Here is a 20,658-nt window from a genome sequence, read left to right on the forward strand (position 1 = left end):
GCCTTATATTCACGCGATGGTTACATATTGGGATAGTTCGGCCCGTCGCCCCCCTGCGGGGTGGCCCAGTTGATATTCTGACTCGGGTCCTTGATATCGCAGGTTTTACAATGCACGCAGTTCTGGAAGTTGATGACAAAGCGCGGGTCTTTGCCCTCTTCGCGCACCACCTCGTAGACGCCCGCCGGGCAATAGCGCTGTGCCGGCTCGTCATAGGTCGGCAGGTTCACGCCGATCGGCACCGAGGCGTCCTTGAGCTGGAGATGCGCAGGCTGGCTTTCTTCGTGATTGGTGAAGGAAAACGCCACGTTGGTGAGGCGATCAAAGCTTAGCTTGCCGTCGGGTTTCGGGTAATCAATCGGCTTGTGCTTGGAGGCCGGTTCGGTCGCGGCGGCATCGGTCTTGCCATGGCCCAGCGTGCCCAAAAGCGAAAAGCCAAAGGTGTTGGTCCACATGTCGAACCCGCCAAGGCCAAGCGAGGTCAGCAGGCCGTATTTCGACCAGAGCGGCTTGACGTTGCGCACCTTTTTAAGGTCTTTGCCGATGGCGCCACCGCGCACCTCGGCCTCGTAATCGCTCAATTCGTCACTGGCGCGACCGGCGGCCAATGCGGCATGGGCGGCCTCGGCCGCAGCCTTGCCCGAAAGCATGGCGTTATGGTTGCCCTTGATGCGCGGCACGTTGACCATGCCCACCGAACAGCCCAAAAGCGCCACGCCCGGTGCCACCATTTTCGGCATCGACTGAAACCCGCCCTCGGAAATCGCGCGCGCGCCGTAAGCCACGCGTTTGCCGCCCTTGAGAAGGTCGGCGACCATCGGGTGATGCTTGAAGCGCTGGAATTCCATGTAAGGGAAAAGATGCGGGTTCTTGTAGTTCAGGTGAACCACGAAGCCGACGTAAACCTGATTGTTCTCAAGGTGATAGATGAATGACCCACCGCCCGCGTTGCTGCCCAGAGGCCAGCCCATGGTGTGGGTGATCGTGCCCTCGCGATGCTTGTCGGGGTCGATTTCCCAGATTTCCTTCATGCCGAGGCCGAATTTTTGCGGCTCCTTGCCATGGGACAGGTCGTATTTGGCGATCACTTCCTTGGCGAGCGACCCGCGCACGCCCTCGGAGAGGAAGACGTATTTGCCGTGCAATTCCATGCCCGGCTCGTAATTCGGGCCTTCGGTGCCGTCGGGGTTCTTGCCAAACTCGCCGGCGACCACACCCTTGACGCCGCCCTTGTCGTCATAGACCAGCTCCGAGCACGACATGCCCGGGAAAATCTCAACGCCAAGCTCTTCGGCCTGCTCGGCCATCCAGCGACAGACATTGGCCATCGAGACGATGTAATTGCCGTGGTTGTTCATCAGCGGCGGCATCGGAAAGTTCGGCACGCGGATTTTACCGCCCTCGCCGAGCATGTAAAAGTTGTCCTCTTTTACCGGCGTGTTAAGCGGCGCGCCCTTGGCCTTCCAATCGGGGATAAGCGCGTCAAGACCGCTTGGATCAAGCACCGCACCCGACAGGATATGCGCGCCAACCTCAGAGCCTTTTTCAAGCAGGACAACCGCGCAATCGGGATCAAGCTGCTTGAGCCGGATCGCGGCCGAAAGCCCCGCAGGCCCCGCCCCCACGATCACAACATCATATTCCATCGCTTCGCGCGTCACATCCGTCATTGACCTTATCCTCTTTGCGGTGCGCGACGGGCCTCGGCCTTGCGCGCAATAAAGTTGCTGCGTGACTATCGTGCCCGCGCCTTCACCGTCAATTGAAACACGACGTTAAACCGATAGGAAAACGGCAACTTGTCACGTTTTGCGGCGCGAAAACGCCGTGAATTCCTATAACCTATTGCAATCGGGCCGGGGCTTCGGGCAATCTGGTGTCAAATACGATGACTAACCTGACGGGGCCTGCTTTGCGCGGCCCCGCTTTAACAATGGACGAGTGTAATGGAAAAGATCCCGATGACCGCCGGCGGCCATGCCGCGCTTGAGGTCGAGCTGAAACAGCTCAAGTCCGTTGAACGGCCCGCGATCATCCGCGCCATTGCCGAGGCGCGCGAGCATGGCGACCTGTCGGAAAACGCCGAATATCACTCTGCCAAGGAAAAGCAGTCCTTCATCGAGGGGCGCATCAAGGAGCTTGAGGGCATCCTGAGCCTTGCCGAGGTGATCGACCCCGCCAAGCTATCGGGCACCATCAAGTTTGGCGCAACCGTCACGCTTGTGGATGAGGATACCGACGAGGAAAAGACCTATCAGATCGTTGGCGAACACGAGGCCAGCATCGAAAAAGGGCTTTTGAACATAAAATCGCCGATTGCCCGCGCCCTGATCGGCAAGGAAGAGGGCGATAGCGTCGAAGTGCGTACGCCCGGTGGTGATCGCGCCTATGAAGTGTTAAAGGTCGCCTTTATCTGACGGACCAAATCACATGCCTCCTCGCAATATTCCGCCGTCCGGCACCAAGGGCGGGTTTACCCAAGGCAAATCCGACCAGATCACGACCATCGAAATGGTGGCCGTGGTCCTGTCGCTGTTGTGGCTGGTGGGCACGGCGTTGTTTTTCCTGGTGCTCACACCGCGCGAAGAGGCGGGTGGGAATGCCCTGCAATTCGTGATCGTGTTGATCGCGGTCTTCATGCCCGTGGCGATGATCTGGGTCGGGGCCACGGCGGCCCGCGCCAGCCGGGTGATGCGCGACGAAAGCCAACGGTTGCAGGCGGCGATTGATGCCATCCGACAGGCCTATGTCAGCCAGAATCAGGCCGGCGGCTTTGTCATGGACACCTCGGTCAACCAAAAGCTTGATGAAATCGCCGCCGCACAGCGCAAGACCGAAACCGCGCTGACCACCTTTTCCAGCACCCGCGTCGGACAGCCAGAGCCGCGCCGCATGATCGCGCCGCCAAGCCCCGAGGCCAGCAGCGATGCTCAGGTCGCGCTTCCGCTTGGCACCTCGGCCGAAGACATGCAGCCGCCGCTGGAGCGGCCAGATTTCATTCGCGCCCTGAATTTCCCCGAAAACCCCGAGGACAAGGCCGGCTTTGCGGCCTTGCGCCGCGCCCTCAAGGATCGCCCCACCGCACAGCTTATCCGCGCGGCGCAGGATATCCTGACGCTGATGTCGCACGACGGGATTTACATGGACGATCTGCGCCCAGATATGGCGCGGCCCGAAATCTGGCGGCGTTTTGCGGGCGGCGAACGCGGGCGCACCGTGGCCGCGCTTGGCGGCGTTCGGGATCGCTCGTCGCTGGCCCTGACGGCGGCGCGGATGAAACAGGATGCGATCTTTCGCGATGCGGCGCATCACTTTTTGCGGCTGTTTGACCGGATGTTCTCGCAATTCGCCGACACCGCCAGCGATAGCGAGATTTCCGAGCTGTCAGAGACCCGCACCGCGCGGGCCTTTATGTTGCTGGGCCGGGTCGCGGGCACCTTCGACTAGGGCGCTCAGATCTCGGTCACGTCGCGCATGGCAGAGGGCGTACCGGTCCCTCGCCAGATCAACCAGGCCACCCCCAAAAGATCGGGAATGCCCGCAAGCCCGCGCTGTAGGTTGTTATAATGCGAGCTGCCCGCCATGCGCGCCGCATGGCTGACCGAAACGGCAATGACATCCCAGCCATCGCGCTTGATCAGGGCCGGTAGAAACCGGTGGATATGCCGGAACCACGGCAGGTTCAGATAGGCATCGCGGCGAAACACCCGCAAGGCACAGCCTGAATCGCAAGTGCCGTCACGCAGCATCGCCTGTCGCAAGCCATTGGCGAAACGCGAGGCATAGCGCTTGGACAGACTGTCCTTACGGTTTTGGCGTTCGCCCTGCACAAGGCCGACACCTTTGGGCGCGGCATGAAAGGCAGCGACCAGCGCGGGGATGTTTTCGGGCGGATTTTGCCCATCGGCATCCAGCGTCGCAATCAACGGCGCGCTTGCCGCCTGAATGCCGGTGCGAAGCGCCGCCGATTGCCCAAGGCTCACCGAATGGTGCAGCGCGCGCAGCATCGGATAGGTGGCGCGCAACGTCTTGAGACAGGCGGCGGTATCGTCTTTCGATCCATCGTCAACCACGACGATCTCGGCCTCGAGCGGGCCTGCAATCTCGGCCAGTCGGCGGATCAGGTCGGGTAGGTTTCCGGCCTCGTTATGGGCTGGCAAAACGATACTGAACCACTACCGGCTGGCGCCGGTAGGATCAGCGATGTGCTGTTCCAGGTACTGAAGTACGATGTCTTCCGTAATGGCACCGTTGGTGGTTGAAAAGTATCCTCGGCCCCAAAATCGGCAGCCCCAGTAGCGCTTTCGGATGGCTGGAAACTCCCGTTGCACCTTGTGGGACGAACGGCCCTTCATCTTGCGCACCAGATCCGAGATGGCGAGCTTCGGCGGCACCGAGACGAACATGTGGACGTGATCGCTCGACAGCACCCCGCGCAAGATGTCGACCTCGTTCTCGCGGCAGACCTGCCGACAGATGTCGCGCACCCGCAGTCGCAGTGCCCCCGTCAGCACCTTATAACGGTACTTGGTCGACCAGACGATGTGGTAGCGGTGATAGAAAACGCAGTGTTTGCCGGTGTCATATTGCATGATCGTACCCTCAGAAAAATGAGCCTCCGACCCGGCTGCGGCTCATTTTTCTGAGGGTACGATCATAAAGCGATTCTTTCACGCTGAAGCGGGTCCGACTGGAAGTCGGAGGGTTTGCTCCACGGCGTGGATACTCAATGCATATGTCATTGCGTCATCTCCTCTATATTCCAGACGGCCCAGGTGCCTTTCTTGCGGTACCTCACGGTGTTTTGCGGCGCCCAATCAGGGCGCACGCCCTCTGTGAGGCGTCCGACGATCAACCCATCCGGGTTTTTCTTCGCAAAGGCCGCAATCGCCGCCTGATCCGGCAGCAATGTCAGCGGCGCGCGCAGGCGACCGGCAAAGTGAAAATCGCCATGATAATCCGGCCCTGCGTGGCCAATCCTGCCGTCCTTCTCTGCAAGGATCGTCGCGATCTCGACCGGCGACATGATCTTGCCCGCAGGCCCGATGAAATACGCCAGGTTCAAGGCCAGTCCGATCGCCGGAACCGCCAGCCAGACCAGCCCTGGCCGACGCATCATGCCAGCCACCACAAGGGCAAGCGGAATGAGAACGACAATAGCAAGGCGCAGGTCAAGAAAATCGGCGATCGACGCCCCCAAGGCGCCGCTTGGCATGACCAGAAGGGTGATCATCGCGATGACAAGCACGTCGGCAACGATCCATGGCTTGCCGATCCGTTCGGGCCAGCGGTTTGCTAGCAAGAGCGCCGCCGCAGGCATGGCAGGTAAAAGATAGGCGGGCTGTTTGCCGCTGATCAGGCTGAACAGGATGAACGGCCCCAAAAGCCAGAGCCAGGCGAATTTTTCGGCATTGTCCAACGGTCGGACCTGCCAGAAACCACGGATCGCAATCCACGGGAAAAGCAGCATCGGCAGAATACCCAAGTAGTACCAAACGGGGCGTGCGTGGGCAAAACTGTTGACGACGCGCCCGGCGCTCTGGGTCCAGAGGGTCGCCTCTCGATAGGCGGCGTCGCCCGTCACATAGGCAGGCACCAGCCAGAGCGCGACGAGGATGATCGCCACCGCCAAGGCCGCAAGCGAGCCGGCGATGCTAAAGCGGCCCGCCCCGGCCCACCAGCGCATACCAAGCAAAAGCGGCATCACATGCACAAAGATCACCGGCCCCTTGGCATAGACACCGAACCCAAGCGCGGCGCCAAAGACAAGCCAGTTCAAAAGGCGCGGCTCTGGTGTCGCGCCAATCCGCCAAAGCGCGGCGGCGCAGGTCACCATCGCCAGCATCAGGATGCCGTCGAAATTGGTCTCGCCCGCGAAGAAATAAAACGGCACCATCGTGCCCAGAACCGCGATCGCAGCATTGCCGAAATCGCCCCCCGGGCGCATCCGGTCGGCCAATCTGCCGGTCAGCCAAAGCGCCAGCAACGATAAGGCCGGCGCCACGAGCCGCGCGCCATATTCGGTCACGCCGGGCAACCAGACCAGGTTGATCAGCCAGAACAACAGCGGCGGTTTTTGGCTATAGGACACGCCATTCTTGAAAGGCACCAACCAGTGATTGCCGGTCAGCATTTCCCAGGCCACCGAGAGATACCGGGTTTCGTTCGTGGGCATCATCGGCCTCATCAGAACGTCGAGCACGAACAGGGTGCCCACGACCAGAAGGACGATGTAGCGCTGCGGTGCGCCGGACGTCGCTTGCGCCTTGAGGGGATCACTCATGCGGTGGCGCTTCGGATCAGGAAAAGGTTGCGGGCGTAGACCACAAGGCCCATGCCTTGCCCAATGATAAAGACCGGATCCATGCGCCAGATCGCATAACTCAACAAGGTCGCGCCCCCGGCCAGCGACAGCCACCAAAAGACCACCGGCATCACCGAATTGCGCGCCCGCTCGGATGCTATCCACTGCACAATAAAACGTGAGGAAAATAGCAACTGACCGAGGAACCCGACATAGACCATCGGATTTTGATTTAGGATTTCGGTCATGCTCTGTCTCTTCTTAGAGTTATCTGGAGGAATATCAGGTCAAAACGACCCTTCGCCCCATCTTTGCGTGGCGGCTTATGGGGTGCAGCTTACGCGTGGCTTACAGCCTTTGATTACCTGCCGCGCTGCGCCGCAAAGTGCACGCTTTGCGCGTCTTAACGCCGAAACGCTTCTTGCTCCGTTGAAAAATTGCCGCCATGATGATGCCGAATTGGGAGAAAACGACAATGCGCAAGTTTCTCGTCGTGCTGGATGACAGCCGCGAATGTCTGAACGCCATGCGGTTTGCCGCCATGCGGGCGGCCCATACCCAGGCCGGCGTTGAAATTCTGGCGGTGATTCCACCCGAAGAGTTCAACCATTGGATCGGCGTCGGCGATATCATGCGCGAAGAACAGCGCGAGCGCATCGAGGCGCATTTTCAGGTCTTTGCCAAATGGATGCGCGACAAGCAGGGTGTCGACCCAGAGCTTGTGATCCGCGAGGGCGAGCCGGCCGATGAAATCATCGCGCAGGTTCAGGCGGACCCGGACGTTGGCGTTCTGGTGCTTGGCGCGGCGACCGGCAAAAAGGGCCCTGGCCCGCTGGTGACACAGCTCACCAAAACCGCAGGGTCTTTGCCTATTCCGATCACCATCGTGCCGGGCGATCTGTCGAAAGAGCGTCTTGAAGCGATCACCTGAGGCAACAGTTTAGAACCGTTCCAAACCTTGACAGATTGCGCCCCGACACTCATATCAAGGTCACACACGAAAGGTGCCGCCATGTTCATCCAGACCGAATCCACGCCCAACCCCGCCACACTCAAGTTTCTGCCCGGTCAGACCGTGCTTGAAACCGGGACTGCCGATTTTCCCACGTCCGAGGGGGCCGAGAAATCGCCGCTGGCCGAGCGTATCTTTAAGGTCGCGGGCGTGTCGGGCGTGTTCTTTGGCAATGACTTCGTGACCGTCACCAAGGCCGAGGCCACCGAATGGGACCATATCAAACCCGCCATCCTTGGCGCGATCATGGAGCATTACCAGTCGGGCCAATCGGTCATGGCCGGTGACGCGACAACCGCGTCGGGACATGCCGATCACAGCGGCGAAGATTCCGAAATCGTCGGCCAGATCAAAGAGCTTCTGGATACCCGCGTGCGCCCCGCCGTGGCCCAGGATGGCGGCGACATCACGTTCCATGGGTTCGATCGCGGCGTTGTCTACCTGCACATGCAGGGCGCTTGCGCCGGGTGCCCGTCCTCGACGATCACCCTGAAAATGGGCATTGAGAACCTGCTGCGCCATTACATTCCGGAAGTGACCGAGGTTCGCCCCGTTGGTGTCTGACACGCTGGTTCTGGGATTTGACACATCGGCCGCGCATTGCGCGGCCGCTTTGCTGTCGGGCGAGACCATTCTTGCCAGCCGCTCCGAAGAGATGGGGCGCGGTCAGGCCGAGCGCCTGATGCCGCTCTTGCAAGAGGTGCTTGCCGAGGGCGGCACGACATGGGGCGATCTTGCGCGCATCGGTGTCGGTATTGGCCCCGGCAATTTCACCGGCATCCGCATTTCCGTCGCCGCCGCGCGGGGGCTTGCCCTAGCGCTTGATATCCCGACCATCGGGATAAGCACCTTTGACGTGATTGATCGCCTGAACGGTGCGAATCATGTTGCCGTGGTGCCCGCGCCCCGCGATCAGGCCTATAGTCGCGCGCCCGGCGGCAGCCCCCGGCTTGTGCCCCTCGCCGAGGCAGAGGCCAACGGGCTTGCCCCCGCCCTGCCGCCCGAGCCTGCGCTTTTGGCGCAGACCATCGCGCGGCTTGCGGCGGTGTCACCGGCCGATGGTCCCGCACCTGCGCCGCTTTACATTCGCCCCGCCGATGCCGCGCCTGCGCGTGACCTTCCCCCGGTTATCCTTGCCGATGACGCCTGAGGACATGGCCCGCACCCATGCGCGCGCCTTTGCCGGGCAATCGCGCGGCTGGTCGGCGCAAGAGATCGCCGATCTTTTCCAAAGCCCGCTGGTCTTTGCCGTCGGTGATGCGCGCGCCTTTGCACTTGGCCGCGCGATTGCCGGTGAGGCCGAGCTTTTGACGCTGGCCACCGATCCTGATCATCGCCGCCTCGGCCTCGCCCACGCCTGTCTTGCCGCGTTTGAAGCGACGGCGCAGTCACGCGGCGCGCGCACCGCTTTTCTTGAGGTGGCGGCGGACAATACGGCCGCGCGCGCGCTTTATGGGGTTTCGGGGTATCAAGAGATCGCCTGTCGGACCGGATATTACGCCCACGCGGATCGTGCGGCGGTTGATGCGCTGATCCTGCAAAAATCATTTGCCTGAGCTTTCTGGCCCTAAAGCACCCGAAAAATAGGTCCAGTTCAAGAAAATCATCAGGCCTGCGGCCCTCGCGCCCACCGGCCCCCTTGCATTGCAAAGCGACATGGGGCTAGGAATTGCCATGCAGATCTACCTCCCCATAGCCGAGGTTTCGGTAAACGCCTTCCTGCTTTTGGGGTTGGGCGGCATCGTGGGCATTCTATCTGGCATGTTCGGGGTTGGCGGCGGGTTTCTCATGACGCCGCTTTTGTTCTTTATTGGCATCCCCCCCGCCGTCGCCGTCGCCACCGAGGCCAATCAAATCGTCGCCTCGTCGTTTTCCGGCGTGCTGGCGCATTTCAGGCGTAAAACGGTTGATCTGAGGATGGGAACCGTCCTGTTGATAGGCGGTCTGCTTGGCGCCGGACTTGGCGTTTTCATCTTCAACTATCTCAAATCGCAGGGTCAGGTCGATCTGCTGGTCAAGCTTTGTTATGTGGTCTTTCTGGGCATCATCGGCGGGATGATGTTCATCGAGAGCCTGAACGCGATCCGCAACACCCGCAAGGGCAAGGCCCCCAAACGCAAGAAACACGGCTGGGTGCACGGCCTGCCGTTCAAGATGCGCTTTCGCACCTCGGGCCTTTACATCAGCGTGATCCCACCGCTTATCGTCGGGGTGGCCGTGGGTATTCTGGCCGCGATCATGGGCGTTGGTGGCGGGTTCATCATGGTGCCCGCGATGATCTATCTGCTGGGCATGCCCACCAAGGTGGTTGTCGGCACCTCTCTGTTTCAGATCATCTTTGTCACCGCCTTTACCACGATGCTGCATGCGACCACCAACTTTACCGTGGATATCGCGCTTGCCGTTCTGCTTTTGGTGGGCGGGGTGATCGGCGCACAGATCGGCACCACCATCGGCACCAGGATGAAGGCCGAACAGCTTCGGATTCTGCTGGCGATCATGGTGCTGGCGGTCTGTGGCAAGCTGGGCCTCGATCTGCTTCTCGAACCCTCCGAGCTCTATTCGCTTGGCACCGGGGGTGGACATTGATGCTTCGTCTCGCGCTTGCCCTTTGCCTTTTGGCCATGCCGTTGCAGGCAGAAGAGGTCGTACTTGGGCTTTCAAGCGACAAGGTTGCGATCACCGCCACGTTTGAGGGCTCTGACATCCTGATCTTTGGCGCGGTCAAACGCGAGGTCGCGATCCCCGAGACCCCGCTTGACGTGATCATCACCGTCGCGGGCCCCTCGGTTCCGGTAACGGTACGGCGCAAGGACCGGCGGTTTGGCATCTGGGTCAATACCGAGATGGTCGAACTTGACGCCGCGCCCAGCTTTTATGCCGTGGCCACCACCCGACCGCTCGACAAGGTTCTAAGCAACACCGAAGACCTGCGCCACCGGGTGTCGATCGGGCGCGCGATCCGGTCGGTCGGGGCCGCCACAATGGCCGAAGACGCCGAGCGCTTTACCGATGCCCTGATCCGTATCCGCCGCGACAAGGATGCCTATCAGACGCGTGAAGGCGCCGTGGCGATTGACGAGCAAACCCTGTTTCGCACCTCGATCAGCCTTCCGGCCAACCTGACCGAAGGCGCCTATCAGACCCGCATTTTCCTGACCCGCGAGGGCCGGGTGGTATCAGAGTTCGACACCACGATTGATGTGCGCAAGGTTGGGCTTGAACGCTGGCTCTACAGCCTGTCGCGCGAACAACCGATGCTCTACGGGCTGATGTCACTCGCCATCGCCATCGCCGCCGGCTGGATGGCCTCGGCCGCATTCCAGGCGCTTCGGCGCGGGTAAATGCCCTGTGACGGGGCCTGCGGCGGGCAAGTGCAAATGAATTGCGTATCAAACCGACTCTGCTAGGCTGCGCGGCATGACCCACTTTTTTCCCGCGCGATACCGCGCGACACCGACGTTCGCCTAAGCCTATGATGCACCGCACGCGTCTTGCGTTATTGGCCCTGATAGGTCTGGTTGGCACTGCAACGGCCCAGCCGAATGACCTTGTCTGCCAGCCCTCCGGCAAGTCGGAGGGCCACGGCGCGCTTGCGGCGTTGATCGACGGGATGGAGCCGGTTTTTCAGGCGTTCCCCGAGTATCGCGAGCTGATTGCCCGCAACGCCACTGATATCTGTCTGTCCGCCAGCCTTTACGACGCGCGCGGCTATTTCAGCCCCGAGGACAACAGGATCGTCCTGCAGATGGATTTGCCGCGGCCCACACAGGTCGCAATCCTGATCCACGAGTTGCGCCACCTGCAACAATACACGACAGGCAGCTGCCCGACCGATCACCTTGCGATGTCGGAAAATGCCCGCGCGACCCTCGCGCTCGAGGCCGACGCCAGTGCGATAAGCCTGTTTATTGCCAATGCCCTCAAAGACGCGGGACAGCCTGACATCTGGCAGGCTCTGGCGAATTGGCCGACCCACACGGATATCGCGGCGGCCTTTGCGGCGGAGCTTGGGACAAGTGCCGATCCTCACCGCGCAACAACCGCCGCCTTTGCGCAATGGTATGCTTCGGAGTGGCGGCGCGACAATTATTACCGCGCCTCGTGCAGCTCTTATCTGGACCGTCAGGACAGTACGAAGACGCTGCCCCGGTATGAGAAAATCGCGCCCGGATTCTTCGAGCATCTTTGCATAATGCCGGATGGGTCACCCTACGACTGCGGCGCGTCGGGTGAGGGCCAAAGGCCCTAAGACCCTCGCCTTATCCCCGGCCGATATAGGGCATCTTGGTTGCCATCACGGTCATGAACTGCACGTTGGCCTCGGGCGGCATCTGAGCCATGTGCAGGACCGAGCGCGCGGCCTCATTCACATCCATCATCGGCATCAAGGTCGCCGCGGGATTGTCCGCCAGAATACGCGCGTTGAGGTCATCGACCAATTCGGTGCGCGCATTGCCGATGTCGATCTGACCGCAGGCGATATCAAAGGCGCGGCCGTCCAGCGAAAGGCTCTTGGTCATGCCGGTGATCGCGTGCTTGCTTGTGGTGTAACAAATCGAACCGGGGCGCGGATTATGCGCCGAGAGCGAGCCGTTGTTGATGATCCGCCCGCCCTGTGGATTCTGACGCCGCATCTGGGCAAAGGCGAGGCGCGCGGCGATGAACATACCCCGGACGTTGACGTTGATCACCTGATCAAAGGCGTCGACCTCGACCTCGTCAATCGGCGCCGAGGGGCCGAACATGCCGGCATTGTTGAACAGCGCATCAAGACGGCCCACCTTGGCGGTAAAGCCATCAAACGCGGCCTGCATCGCGCCCGGATCGGTCACATCGCAGGGCAGCGCGGTGGCGTTTGCATGCGCCGTGGAAATATCGTCAAGCACATCTGCGCGCCGCGCAATAAGACCAACCTGCCAGCCCGCGTCAAGAAACACCTCTGCGGTGGCCCGCCCAATGCCAGAGCTTGCCCCGGTGATCACGATGGATTTCATTCTTCTTCCTCCAGTTTCAGCGGCGCAGGCGCGGCTTTTAGATCGTCCACGCCCAAGGGAACACTCGGTTTCGACAGGCGGTTGCGCACCACCCAATGAAGCCGCTCTTCGGCGCGGGTGATCGCCACATAGGCAAGGCGCTTCCAAAGCGGCTGCCCGGCCTCGGAGCGGCCCATGCGCGCGGCGGCATAGATATCGGGGGAAAACACCTGAACATCACGCCACTGGCTGCCTTGGGCCTTGTGGATGGTCACCGCCGCCCCATGCAAAAAGGTCGCCCCCATATTGGCGGCAAAGGGGATAAAGGGCTCTTCCTCGTCGGGCTTTTCGATCTTGATGATGCTGGCGGCGCTGACCTGCGGGTCTTCGGCGCCGACCACATGCAGGCGCGAAAATCCCGGCCTGCGGCCCGGCCCGAGATAGACCACCTGCGCCCCCTTGATTAAACCGCGCGCCTCAAGATCAAGGCGCTTCTTGCGGTGCTTGAGGGGCAATTCGATGCCGTCGCAAATCAGCGGCTCGCCGGGCAAAAGCTCGGTCTCAGGGGCGCCATGCACCGCGCGGAAGGCGTTGATAAGACGGATTCGGGTGGCATTGCGCCAGACAAGCACCGGGCTTCGCGCCATAAGGTCGACCTCGACGCGCTGCGCCCATTGCACCCGCTCATCGCGAGCGGCGGCCTGTTCGATCATCCGCTCGAAATCGTGAAACTCAAGCGCCGGGTCGGCAAGCGCATGGGCCAGATCAAGGATCGGGTTATCAGCGTCCTGCCGGTGTACACGGCTTAGCTCAAGACGCGCAGGGGCAGGCAGACCCTCGAAAACCATTCCGCCCTGTGATTTCACCGGGGCAAGCTGTGCCGGGTCGCCGAACAACAACAGCGTCGGGAAAATATCCTTGAGGTCGTCAAGCTGCTTTTCGTCAAGCATGCTTGCCTCGTCGACAAAACCGATATCAAGCGGATCATCGCGCCGCTTCCAGCCGGTGATGAAATCCGACCCGCGCAACCCCGCCGCCGCCAGGGCGCCGGGAATGGATTTTTGCCCCTGATAGAACGCAAGGGCGCGATCAAGCGCCAGATCGGTCAGCCCTTCGATCACCGGGCGTTCGCCCTGCCCCGCCAGCCATTCGGCGATCTTTTCATATTCGGGGTGATAGACCGGGGTATAAAGAATGCGGTGAATGGTGGTGGCCGGCACGCCGCGCAGGCGCAGAACGCTGGCCGCCTTGTTGGTCGGGGCAAGAATGGCAAGGGTGCGCCGATCCGGGCGCTTGCGCCCCTCGTAATCGCCCGAAACAATATCAACGCCCGCCTCTTCAAGCGCGTGATACAGCGCCGCGAGAAGCAGGGTTTTGCCCGATCCGGCCTTGCCCACAACGGCCATAACGGCCTGTTTGCCCTCTTGCAGCGGGGTCAGCATCGAGTCGTCAAGATCGACCCCTGCGCCGCGCAGCATCTGGGAAATGCGGTCATGCGCTTCGGCCTGATCGGGAGAGTATGTAAGCGCCTGATTTGTCATGGCGCGACCCTAGCGTCACGCCCCGCCCGGCACCAGCGAAAGACGCAGATTCAGGGTGCGCTTTGCCTCAGGCGGACAGCGCCGACGTCGCCCCGACCGCGCGCCAGAACCAAAGCTCCGATACCTCGGGCGAGAGGCCCGCCCGCTGAGCCACCCGCAACCGCGAGTCATCCGAAAAGCCCCAGAGGCCAACGCTGATCTGATCACGCCCTTCGCCCATTGAGCCGACAATCGTCGGGGATGCGCCGATCATCCGGTAAATCCGCACCATCCGCGCATCAAACACACCGACGTATTGCTTGATGCCAAAGCCGCGCATCACCTCGCCGCCCGCCAGCATGAGCGCGCCCGCCACATTCGGCGCCGCGCCGCGCGCAAGACAAAAGCGGGTGCATTCCCAGATCGAAGGGTCGGCGATCTTCTTGCCCCCGGTCAGATGGCCGAAATGCTCGTTCACCATCACCCGGCCAGTTGTGGGCAAAAGCCGCATTGATCCGCCATGGCGCCCATCCGGCCCCTGCCAGATCACATAGAGCGGGTTCAGCGCATCATATTCGTCACGCTCTTCGCCCGAGGGGGTCACCGAGACATCCCAACCCAGGCGCGCCTTGAACTGATCCGCGCGGTCGCGAAACATCGTGTCGCGCGGACGTGGGTAATGATCCAGATCGTTTGCAAAAATATAACGCAGCATGAAAGCCCCCTCGTTTGCCTGCAATAGGGCTAGCGGGCAATTCTTAAGGGCCGATTGCCCCTGCGTACGGTGCAACACCTTGGCTTTTTATGGGCCTTGACCTCGCGCCGGGGCCTTCCCTATTGCAGCACCAACAGATACTGTCTGGCGAAAATACCGGGGGCGCCTTTTGGGCAGCATCCCCGACATCAGGGGAAGCGGCACATGGCGCATATTATTGTCGTCGGAAACGAAAAAGGCGGCGCGGGCAAATCAACCGTGTCGATGCATGTGGCATCGGCCCTTGCCCGCATGGGCCACAAGGTCAGCGCGCTTGATCTCGACCTGCGCCAGAAAACCTTTGGCCGCTATTCCGAGAACCGCGCCAAGTTTATCGAAAAATCCGGCCTCGATCTGCCAAGTCCGCGCTATCACGACCTTCCCGAGGTGGATCAGGATCAGCTCAAGCCCGGCGAAAACGTCTATGATCGCCGCCTTTCGGCCGCCGTGGCCGAGCTTGAAACCGATAGCGATTTCATCATCATCGACTGCCCCGGTTCGCATACCCGGCTAAGCCAGGTCGCCCATAGCCTTGCCGACACCCTGATCACACCGCTCAACGACAGCTTTATCGACTTTGACCTGCTTGCCCATATCGACAGCGACGGCAAGAAAATCCTCGGGCCGTCGGTCTATTCCGAAATGGTCTGGAATGCCCGCCAGTTGCGCGCGCAGGCCGGGCTCAAGGCGATCGACTGGATCGTGGTGCGCAACCGCATGGGCGCGCAACAGATGGTGAACAAGAAAAAGATGGGCGAGGCAATTGATAACCTTGCCAAGCGCATCGGCTTTCGCGTGGCGCCGGGGTTCAACGAGCGGGTCATCTTCCGCGAGCTGTTTCCGCGCGGCCTTACGCTGCTTGATCTCAAGGATATCGGGGTCAAGGGGTTGAACATCTCGAACATCGCCGCGCGTCAGGAATTGCGCGATCTGATCAAGGCGCTGAACCTGCCGGGGGTCGAGGTCAACTTCTGATCTCGCCCACTCAGATGCGCGGCTGAACGGGCATTTTTGCCCGCCTGCGCGAGCGCAGAAGGATCAGGTTAGAGACAAACAACACGCCGATCACCACCACGCCGCCGATGATCGCCCATGGGCCGGGGTCTTCGCCGACGACCCACCACACCAAAAGCGGCGCCAGCACCGATTCAAGCAGGATCAGTAGAGCCACCTCAGCCGAGCTGATGTAACGCGGGCCGAGAGTCAAAAGACAGGTCGAGACGCTGATGAACGCGCCATGCGCAAGGATCAGCGGCCATTGGTTTGCAAAGACCGGCCCCGGCGTCGCCATCGGCCACATCACAAGCGACGCCACCAGAAACGCGACCGGAATGGCCGGGATCATCGAGGTGGCGCGCACCTGTCGCGCGGCGGTCATCGCGGCGGCAAAGCTTGCCGAAACCCCCAAGGCCACCAGATCCCCCTGCCAGCTTGCGCCCTTGGTTTCACCAGAGCCCCAGGCGATGATACCAAGGCCGACAAAGACCCCCATCATCGTGAAAACCATCCCTTGGCTGATCGGCTCGCCGAGGAAAATCCGGCTGAACACGGTCGCGAAAACCGGCATCGAGGCGATGATGAACACCACGTTGGCGACGCTGGTCCAGGTCACGGCCAGCACGAACCCCGGCGCGGTGGCGGCAATCAGAACCGTATAGATCAGCCCCGCCACGCCGGTGCGCGCGACCTTGGCAAAACCGCGCGTGCCCTCAAGCGCCAGAACCCCGATCAGGATCACCGTGCCCGCCGTCACCCCGCGCCAGAAAGAGATCGTCGGCGCATCCGCCTCGATCAAGCGCACGAAAAGCGAATCCGGCACGACGAAAAGAACGCCAAGCGCGGTGATCAAGAGGCCTTTGAGATGCTCATTCATGGGCCAATGAGTGGCCACAATTTCGGCCAAAGTAAACCCTGCCGCCCCCTCGCCAAGCCGGGGCAACCCGGTTTATGCTGGCGAGGCCTCAGCAAAGGAGCCGCCCCATGCCCGCCCCGAAAAATTCCTTCAAGGCCGCCCTCGCAAACGACGAGATGCTCTATGGATGTTGGGCGGGCTTTGGCGATCCTTACGCGACCGAGGTGCTGGCCACTGCCGGGTTCGACTGGCTGGTGATTGACGGCGAGCATGCGCCGAACGATCTGCGCAGCATCAGCGCCCAGATTGCCGTGCTGTCGGGCAAGCACAGCCATCCGGTCGTGCGCCTGCCGATGGGCGAGGATTGGGCGATCAAACAGGTGCTTGATGCGGGCGCGCAGACCCTGCTGATCCCCATGGTCGAAAGCGCCGATCAGGCCCGCGCCCTTGTACGCGCCATGCGCTATCCGCCCGAGGGTATTCGCGGCTCTGGCGCCGCCCTTGCGCGGGCCTCGCATTTCTCGACAATTCCCGATTACATCGCCACCGCCAACGCACAGATGTGTCTTTTGGTGCAGGTCGAAACCGTCGACGGAATCACCGCTCTGGACGAGATTCTAGAGGTCGAGGGCGTTGACGGCGTCTTTATCGGCCCCTCCGACCTTGCCGCCGATATGGGTCATATGGGCGACAGCAGCGCGCCGCCGGTGGCGCGCGTCATCAAGGACGCGCTCGCCCGGATTGCGGCCTCGGACAAGGCCGCCGGTATCCTTGCGCTCGATCACGCCACCGCACAGGAATATGCCGGTTGCGGCGCACAGTTTCTGGCGGTCGGGATCGACGTCGTGATGCTTGCGCAAACTGCACGCGCAACCATGGCGAAATGGCGCGATGATGGCTGATCTCTGGCTTTTGGCCGATGTTGGCGGCACCTCTACCCGTGTCGGCCTTGCGCGCGACGGGCGGCTTGATCGGGACAGCACGGACAGCTTTCGCAATGCCGATTTTTCGGGGCTGGCCGATATCCTTGATCACTACCTGACCGGCCACCCAACCCCGCCAAGCGCGCTCTGTGCCGGGGTTGCGGGGCCGGTGCGGCGCGGCACGGCGCAGCTCACCAATCTTGACTGGTTCATCGACAGCGCCGAGCTGGTAAACGTGACCGGCGCGCAGGATGTCCATCTGATCAACGATCTGGCGGCGCAGGGCTATGCTCTGGATGATCTGGACCCGGCCGATGTCACGCCGCTGATCGACGGGGCCACGCCCCCACCAGAGGCCGCGCGCTTGGTCATGGGCCTTGGCACGGGCAGCAATATCGCCGTGGTGCACCGCACGCCCCAAGGCCTGTTCATACCCCCCGCCGAGGCCGGTCACAGCAGCCTTCCGCACTCTGACGATGCCATCGGTGCCCTGATCGTCGGGCTTGCGGGCAAGGACGCCCACCGCCCGCTTGAAGCGCTGCTTTCCGGGCCGGGCCTTACCCACCTGCATGCCTATTTTAGCGGTGACACCCTCACCCCGAAAGAGATCATCGCGGCGCATCGGACGGGCGACGCCGGGGCATCTGCCAGCCTCACGGCCTTTGCGCGGCTCTTGGGCACCGTGCTTGGCGATCTGGCGCTCAATCACCTGCCGATGGGCGGGATTTACCTGATTGGCGGCACAGCCAGCGCGGTAGCTCCCTTTCTTGTGCAGATGGGCTTGGCCGAGACCTTTACCGCCAAGGGCCCCTATAGTGCCCTGATGCGCGAAATGCCCATTTCCCTCATCAGTGACGACACTGCCGCCCTGCTTGGCTGTGCCCGCTATCTGCGGCAGCGCAAAAGCTAGAACATCTTCGCCATTGCCCCACTTCCACAGCGGTCCCGGCTCTGCCATAATGCCCCCCAACCAACAAAAAAAGAGCAGCGGCATGAACGATCTTCTCTCCTCGGCCACCACATCCGATTATGATGCCTCCTCGATCCAGGTACTCGAGGATATGGAGCATGTGCGCCTGCGCCCCGGCATGTATATCGGCGGCAAGGATGATCGCGCGCTGCATCATATGGTGGCCGAAATCATCGACAACTCGATGGATGAGGCGGTCGCCGGCCATGCCACCTGGATCGAGGTCGAGCTGCATGAAAACGGCCATGTCACCGTGCGCGACAATGGCCGCGGCATTCCGATTGATCCGCACCCCAAGGACCCAAGCAAGACTGCGCTTGAGATCATCTTTTGCACGCTGAACGCGGGCGGCAAGTTTTCCGGCGACAGCTATGAAACCTCGGGCGGTCTGCATGGGGTTGGCTCTTCGGTGGTCAATGCCCTGTCGGATCATCTTCGGGTCGAGGTGGCGCGCAACCGCGAGCTTTACATGATGGAGTTTTCGCGCGGCATCCCGCAGGCGCCTCTGGCAAAGATCGGCGCGGCGCCGAACCGGCGCGGCACCTCTGTGACCTTTCACCCGGACCCGGAAATCTTTGGCTCTCTCAAGCTCAAACCGGCGCGGCTTTTCAAGATGTCGCGGTCCAAGGCCTATCTGTTTTCCGGCGTTGAAATTCGCTGGAAGTCGGCGATTGCCGATGGCGAGACCCCGCAAGAGGCGACCTTCAAGTTTCCCGGCGGGCTTGCCGATTACCTTGGTGAAACCCTGAACGGGGCCACCACCTATGCCGAGCGCCCCTTTGCCGGCACGGTCGATTTCAAGGACAAATACAACGTCCCCGGCAAGGTCGAATGGGCGATCAACTGGACCCCCTCGCGCGACGGCTTTATTCAGTCCTACTGTAACACCGTCCCCACCCCCGAGGGCGGCACCCACGAGGCCGGATTCTGGGCAGCGATCCTCAAGGGCATCAAGGCGTATGGCGAACTGGCCAACAACCGCAAGGCGGCCCAGATCACCCGCGAAGACCTTGCCACAGGGGGCTGTGCGCTTGTGTCGTGCTTTATCCGCGAGCCGGAATTTGTCGGCCAGACCAAGGACCGGCTTGCCACCACCGACGCCGCCCGCATGGTCGAGGGCGCGGTGCGCGATCACTTTGACAACTGGCTTGCGGCCGATACCAAATCGGCGGGGGCGATCCTTGATTTTCTGGTGCTGCGCGCCGAAGAACGGCTTCGTCGCCGTCAAGAGAAAGAGACCCAACGCAAGACCGCCACCAAAAAGCTGCGGCTGCCGGGCAAGCTTACTGATTGCTCGTCCAACACCCGCGACGGCACCGAATTGTTCATCGTCGAGGGCGATAGCGCGGGCGGCTCTGCCAAGATGGCGCGCAACCGGGTCAATCAGGCGCTTTTGCCGCTCAGGGGCAAGATCCTCAACGTGCTTGGCGCGGCGAGTTCCAAGCTTGGCACCAATGCCGAGATTTCCGACCTGACACAGGCGCTTGGCGTCGGGCTTGGCAGCAAGTTCAGCCTTGATGACCTGCGCTATGACAAGATCATCATCATGACCGACGCCGATGTCGACGGCGCGCATATCGCGGCGCTTTTGATGACGTTTTTCTTTACCCAGATGCGCCCGATGATCGACGCGGGCCACCTCTACCTTGCCTGCCCGCCGCTGTTCAGGCTGACGCAGGGGGCCAAGCGGGTCTATTGCATTGACGAGGCAGAGCGCGACGAGTGGCTGGAAAAGGGCCTTGGCGGCAAGGGCAAGATCGACGTCAGCCGGTTCAAGGGTCTGGGCGAGATGGACGCGAAGGACCTCAAGGAAACCACGATGGACCCGAAGTCACGCAAGCTTATCCGGGTGACGATAGACGAGGATGAACCGGGCGAAACCAGCGACCTTGTCGAGCGTCTGATGGGGAAAAAGCCGGAGTTGCGGTTCCAGTATATCCAGGAGAATGCACGGTTCGTGGTGGAGCTGGATGTTTGAGGGGTAAGAAATGGTAAAGATTTTTGGCGCGTTTCTAAGCATAGTTTTTCTAGTCGCAGTTTGCATTGGAACTATTTTCTTAGCGTATTATGGCTGGAATATCGCAGCCGCAGTGGTCAAAGGCGCAAAAACGTTAGAACCAAACATTTATGTGCCTTTGGTTGTGACATTATTGACGGCATCTATTGGCCTTGCAGCCACTCTTTACACGCAAACCAAAACACGCATACGGGAAACCGAGGGGTAATCCCCCCATTTTCAATGGGGTCCAGCCGTAGAAATCACGCAGCTGTTTTCAGTTTCATAGCGGGTGTTATGCCGCCGATGCCCATGTTGGGGCGCTCATTGTTGTAAGTCCAGAGCCATTGC

The 20,658-nt window shown here is 61.3% G+C and carries 24 protein-coding genes; 15 read left to right on the forward strand and 9 right to left on the reverse strand.

All coding sequences use genetic code 11. The annotated features are described in order from the left end of the window. Positions 1 to 20 precede the first annotated feature (20 nt). On the reverse strand, positions 21 to 1,670 hold the full coding sequence (locus tag ROG8370_RS13850) for an electron transfer flavoprotein-ubiquinone oxidoreductase (protein WP_085827774.1): 1,650 nt from the start codon (positions 1,668 to 1,670) through the stop codon (positions 21 to 23). Positions 1,671 to 1,946: 276 nt separating this feature from the next. On the opposite strand from ROG8370_RS13850, the gene greA reads away from it, so the two are divergent. Further along, the gene (greA, locus tag ROG8370_RS13855; protein ID WP_085827775.1) at positions 1,947 to 2,417 is read left to right on the forward strand and encodes a transcription elongation factor GreA; all 471 of its coding nucleotides are present in this window, start codon (positions 1,947 to 1,949) and stop codon (positions 2,415 to 2,417) included. 13 nt (positions 2,418 to 2,430) lie between these two features. Then, complete coding sequence (locus ROG8370_RS13860) at positions 2,431 to 3,447, forward strand: hypothetical protein (protein ID WP_085827776.1); 1,017 nt, start codon at positions 2,431 to 2,433, stop codon at positions 3,445 to 3,447. Between the two features lie 5 nt (positions 3,448 to 3,452). Here the strand turns inward: ROG8370_RS13860 and ROG8370_RS13865 are convergent, their stop codons facing one another. The 4 genes from ROG8370_RS13865 to ROG8370_RS13880 all read right to left on the reverse strand — a co-directional run bounded on the left by ROG8370_RS13865 (position 3,453) and on the right by ROG8370_RS13880 (position 6,552). Next, on the reverse strand, positions 3,453 to 4,160 hold the full coding sequence (locus ROG8370_RS13865; RefSeq protein ID WP_085827777.1) for a glycosyltransferase family 2 protein: 708 nt from the start codon (positions 4,158 to 4,160) through the stop codon (positions 3,453 to 3,455). A 15-nt stretch (positions 4,161 to 4,175) separates the two neighbouring features. Then, on the reverse strand, positions 4,176 to 4,592 hold the full coding sequence (gene tnpA / locus ROG8370_RS13870; protein WP_085825361.1) for an IS200/IS605 family transposase: 417 nt from the start codon (positions 4,590 to 4,592) through the stop codon (positions 4,176 to 4,178). A gap of 146 nt (positions 4,593 to 4,738) precedes the next feature. Next, the gene (locus ROG8370_RS13875; RefSeq protein ID WP_085827778.1) at positions 4,739 to 6,283 is read right to left on the reverse strand and encodes an ArnT family glycosyltransferase; all 1,545 of its coding nucleotides are present in this window, start codon (positions 6,281 to 6,283) and stop codon (positions 4,739 to 4,741) included. Continuing rightward, positions 6,280 to 6,552 carry a lipid-A-disaccharide synthase N-terminal domain-containing protein gene (locus tag ROG8370_RS13880; protein WP_085827779.1) on the reverse strand — a complete coding sequence of 91 codons (273 nt, stop codon included), beginning with the start codon at positions 6,550 to 6,552 and terminating at the stop codon, positions 6,280 to 6,282. The genes ROG8370_RS13875 and ROG8370_RS13880 overlap by 4 nt, the downstream gene beginning before the upstream one ends. Here ROG8370_RS13880 and ROG8370_RS20225 point away from each other — a divergent pair. From ROG8370_RS20225 to ROG8370_RS13915, 8 genes are all read left to right on the forward strand, one after another. Then, positions 6,551 to 6,808, forward strand: coding sequence for a hypothetical protein (locus tag ROG8370_RS20225; protein WP_139838160.1), 258 nt, complete (start codon positions 6,551 to 6,553; stop codon positions 6,806 to 6,808). The two genes, ROG8370_RS13880 and ROG8370_RS20225, sit on opposite strands and share 2 nt — an antisense overlap. Further along, positions 6,780 to 7,235: a universal stress protein gene (locus tag ROG8370_RS13885; protein ID WP_073198358.1), complete on the forward strand. Its 456-nt coding sequence runs from the start codon at positions 6,780 to 6,782 to the stop codon at positions 7,233 to 7,235. Before ROG8370_RS20225 ends, ROG8370_RS13885 begins: the two co-directional genes overlap by 29 nt. Before the next feature lie 81 nt (positions 7,236 to 7,316). Beyond that, on the forward strand, positions 7,317 to 7,880 hold the full coding sequence (locus ROG8370_RS13890; protein WP_085827780.1) for a NifU family protein: 564 nt from the start codon (positions 7,317 to 7,319) through the stop codon (positions 7,878 to 7,880). Beyond that, complete coding sequence (gene tsaB, locus ROG8370_RS13895; RefSeq protein ID WP_085827781.1) at positions 7,870 to 8,466, forward strand: tRNA (adenosine(37)-N6)-threonylcarbamoyltransferase complex dimerization subunit type 1 TsaB; 597 nt, start codon at positions 7,870 to 7,872, stop codon at positions 8,464 to 8,466. The genes ROG8370_RS13890 and tsaB overlap by 11 nt, the downstream gene beginning before the upstream one ends. 4 nt (positions 8,467 to 8,470) lie before the next feature. Next, positions 8,471 to 8,872 (forward strand): GNAT family N-acetyltransferase, encoded by a 402-nt coding sequence (locus ROG8370_RS13900; RefSeq protein ID WP_245827389.1) that lies wholly within the window; start codon positions 8,471 to 8,473, stop codon positions 8,870 to 8,872. 118 nt (positions 8,873 to 8,990) lie between these two features. Next, positions 8,991 to 9,905, forward strand: coding sequence for a sulfite exporter TauE/SafE family protein (locus ROG8370_RS13905; protein ID WP_085827783.1), 915 nt, complete (start codon positions 8,991 to 8,993; stop codon positions 9,903 to 9,905). Beyond that, a complete protein-coding gene (locus tag ROG8370_RS13910) occupies positions 9,905 to 10,660 on the forward strand; it encodes a TIGR02186 family protein (protein ID WP_085827784.1) in 756 nt (251 codons plus the stop codon). Before ROG8370_RS13905 ends, ROG8370_RS13910 begins: the two co-directional genes overlap by 1 nt. A gap of 134 nt (positions 10,661 to 10,794) precedes the next feature. Next, positions 10,795 to 11,568 (forward strand): DUF6782 family putative metallopeptidase, encoded by a 774-nt coding sequence (locus ROG8370_RS13915; RefSeq protein ID WP_139838162.1) that lies wholly within the window; start codon positions 10,795 to 10,797, stop codon positions 11,566 to 11,568. A 10-nt stretch (positions 11,569 to 11,578) separates the two neighbouring features. On the opposite strand, the gene ROG8370_RS13920 is transcribed toward ROG8370_RS13915, so the two are convergent. The 3 genes from ROG8370_RS13920 to ROG8370_RS13930 form a co-directional block, all read right to left on the reverse strand. Then, positions 11,579 to 12,313 (reverse strand): SDR family oxidoreductase, encoded by a 735-nt coding sequence (locus ROG8370_RS13920; RefSeq protein ID WP_085827786.1) that lies wholly within the window; start codon positions 12,311 to 12,313, stop codon positions 11,579 to 11,581. After that, positions 12,310 to 13,833 (reverse strand): AAA family ATPase, encoded by a 1,524-nt coding sequence (locus tag ROG8370_RS13925; protein WP_085827787.1) that lies wholly within the window; start codon positions 13,831 to 13,833, stop codon positions 12,310 to 12,312. Before ROG8370_RS13925 ends, ROG8370_RS13920 begins: the two co-directional genes overlap by 4 nt. A gap of 67 nt (positions 13,834 to 13,900) precedes the next feature. Beyond that, positions 13,901 to 14,527, reverse strand: coding sequence for an acyl-homoserine-lactone synthase (locus tag ROG8370_RS13930; protein ID WP_085827788.1), 627 nt, complete (start codon positions 14,525 to 14,527; stop codon positions 13,901 to 13,903). 204 nt (positions 14,528 to 14,731) lie between these two features. On the opposite strand from ROG8370_RS13930, the gene ROG8370_RS13935 reads away from it, so the two are divergent. Next, positions 14,732 to 15,541: a division plane positioning ATPase MipZ gene (locus ROG8370_RS13935; RefSeq protein ID WP_085827789.1), complete on the forward strand. Its 810-nt coding sequence runs from the start codon at positions 14,732 to 14,734 to the stop codon at positions 15,539 to 15,541. Between the two features lie 10 nt (positions 15,542 to 15,551). Here ROG8370_RS13935 and ROG8370_RS13940 read toward each other — a convergent pair whose 3' ends face one another. After that, positions 15,552 to 16,439 (reverse strand): DMT family transporter, encoded by an 888-nt coding sequence (locus tag ROG8370_RS13940; RefSeq protein WP_085827794.1) that lies wholly within the window; start codon positions 16,437 to 16,439, stop codon positions 15,552 to 15,554. Between the two features lie 107 nt (positions 16,440 to 16,546). On the opposite strand from ROG8370_RS13940, the gene ROG8370_RS13945 reads away from it, so the two are divergent. From ROG8370_RS13945 to ROG8370_RS20230, 4 genes are all read left to right on the forward strand, one after another. Beyond that, positions 16,547 to 17,320, forward strand: a complete 774-nt coding sequence (locus ROG8370_RS13945) for an aldolase/citrate lyase family protein (protein ID WP_085827790.1) — start codon at positions 16,547 to 16,549, stop codon at positions 17,318 to 17,320. After that, positions 17,313 to 18,251, forward strand: a complete 939-nt coding sequence (locus ROG8370_RS13950) for a glucokinase (RefSeq protein WP_085827796.1) — start codon at positions 17,313 to 17,315, stop codon at positions 18,249 to 18,251. The genes ROG8370_RS13945 and ROG8370_RS13950 overlap by 8 nt, the downstream gene beginning before the upstream one ends. A gap of 82 nt (positions 18,252 to 18,333) precedes the next feature. Next, positions 18,334 to 20,289, forward strand: a complete 1,956-nt coding sequence (parE, locus tag ROG8370_RS13955) for a DNA topoisomerase IV subunit B (protein ID WP_085827795.1) — start codon at positions 18,334 to 18,336, stop codon at positions 20,287 to 20,289. Between the two features lie 10 nt (positions 20,290 to 20,299). Beyond that, a complete protein-coding gene (locus ROG8370_RS20230) occupies positions 20,300 to 20,536 on the forward strand; it encodes a hypothetical protein (protein ID WP_139838163.1) in 237 nt (78 codons plus the stop codon). The last annotated feature ends 122 nt before the right edge of the window (positions 20,537 to 20,658 follow it).

The sequence above is a fragment of the Roseovarius gaetbuli genome (genome assembly GCF_900172365.1).
GTDB classification, from domain to species: Bacteria; Pseudomonadota; Alphaproteobacteria; order Rhodobacterales; family Rhodobacteraceae; genus Roseovarius; species Roseovarius gaetbuli.

Coding starts and splice junctions, on each gene's coding strand:
- ROG8370_RS13925 (WP_085827787.1), bottom strand. CDS start 13,833: ATGACAAATCAGGCGCTTACATACTCTCCCGATCAGGCCGAAGCGCAT.
- ROG8370_RS13880 (WP_085827779.1), bottom strand. CDS start 6,552: ATGACCGAAATCCTAAATCAAAATCCGATGGTCTATGTCGGGTTCCTC.
- greA (WP_085827775.1), top strand. CDS start 1,947: ATGGAAAAGATCCCGATGACCGCCGGCGGCCATGCCGCGCTTGAGGTC.
- parE (WP_085827795.1), top strand. CDS start 18,334: ATGAACGATCTTCTCTCCTCGGCCACCACATCCGATTATGATGCCTCC.
- ROG8370_RS13940 (WP_085827794.1), bottom strand. CDS start 16,439: ATGAATGAGCATCTCAAAGGCCTCTTGATCACCGCGCTTGGCGTTCTT.
- ROG8370_RS20230 (WP_139838163.1), top strand. CDS start 20,300: ATGGTAAAGATTTTTGGCGCGTTTCTAAGCATAGTTTTTCTAGTCGCA.
- ROG8370_RS13875 (WP_085827778.1), bottom strand. CDS start 6,283: ATGAGTGATCCCCTCAAGGCGCAAGCGACGTCCGGCGCACCGCAGCGC.
- ROG8370_RS13910 (WP_085827784.1), top strand. CDS start 9,905: ATGCTTCGTCTCGCGCTTGCCCTTTGCCTTTTGGCCATGCCGTTGCAG.
- tnpA (WP_085825361.1), bottom strand. CDS start 4,592: ATGCAATATGACACCGGCAAACACTGCGTTTTCTATCACCGCTACCAC.
- ROG8370_RS13900 (WP_245827389.1), top strand. CDS start 8,471: ATGGCCCGCACCCATGCGCGCGCCTTTGCCGGGCAATCGCGCGGCTGG.
- ROG8370_RS13935 (WP_085827789.1), top strand. CDS start 14,732: ATGGCGCATATTATTGTCGTCGGAAACGAAAAAGGCGGCGCGGGCAAA.
- ROG8370_RS13950 (WP_085827796.1), top strand. CDS start 17,313: ATGGCTGATCTCTGGCTTTTGGCCGATGTTGGCGGCACCTCTACCCGT.
- ROG8370_RS13915 (WP_139838162.1), top strand. CDS start 10,795: ATGCACCGCACGCGTCTTGCGTTATTGGCCCTGATAGGTCTGGTTGGC.
- ROG8370_RS13920 (WP_085827786.1), bottom strand. CDS start 12,313: ATGAAATCCATCGTGATCACCGGGGCAAGCTCTGGCATTGGGCGGGCC.
- ROG8370_RS13860 (WP_085827776.1), top strand. CDS start 2,431: ATGCCTCCTCGCAATATTCCGCCGTCCGGCACCAAGGGCGGGTTTACC.
- ROG8370_RS13905 (WP_085827783.1), top strand. CDS start 8,991: ATGCAGATCTACCTCCCCATAGCCGAGGTTTCGGTAAACGCCTTCCTG.
- ROG8370_RS13945 (WP_085827790.1), top strand. CDS start 16,547: ATGCCCGCCCCGAAAAATTCCTTCAAGGCCGCCCTCGCAAACGACGAG.
- ROG8370_RS13890 (WP_085827780.1), top strand. CDS start 7,317: ATGTTCATCCAGACCGAATCCACGCCCAACCCCGCCACACTCAAGTTT.
- ROG8370_RS13850 (WP_085827774.1), bottom strand. CDS start 1,670: ATGACGGATGTGACGCGCGAAGCGATGGAATATGATGTTGTGATCGTG.
- ROG8370_RS13885 (WP_073198358.1), top strand. CDS start 6,780: ATGCGCAAGTTTCTCGTCGTGCTGGATGACAGCCGCGAATGTCTGAAC.
- ROG8370_RS20225 (WP_139838160.1), top strand. CDS start 6,551: ATGCTCTGTCTCTTCTTAGAGTTATCTGGAGGAATATCAGGTCAAAAC.
- ROG8370_RS13930 (WP_085827788.1), bottom strand. CDS start 14,527: ATGCTGCGTTATATTTTTGCAAACGATCTGGATCATTACCCACGTCCG.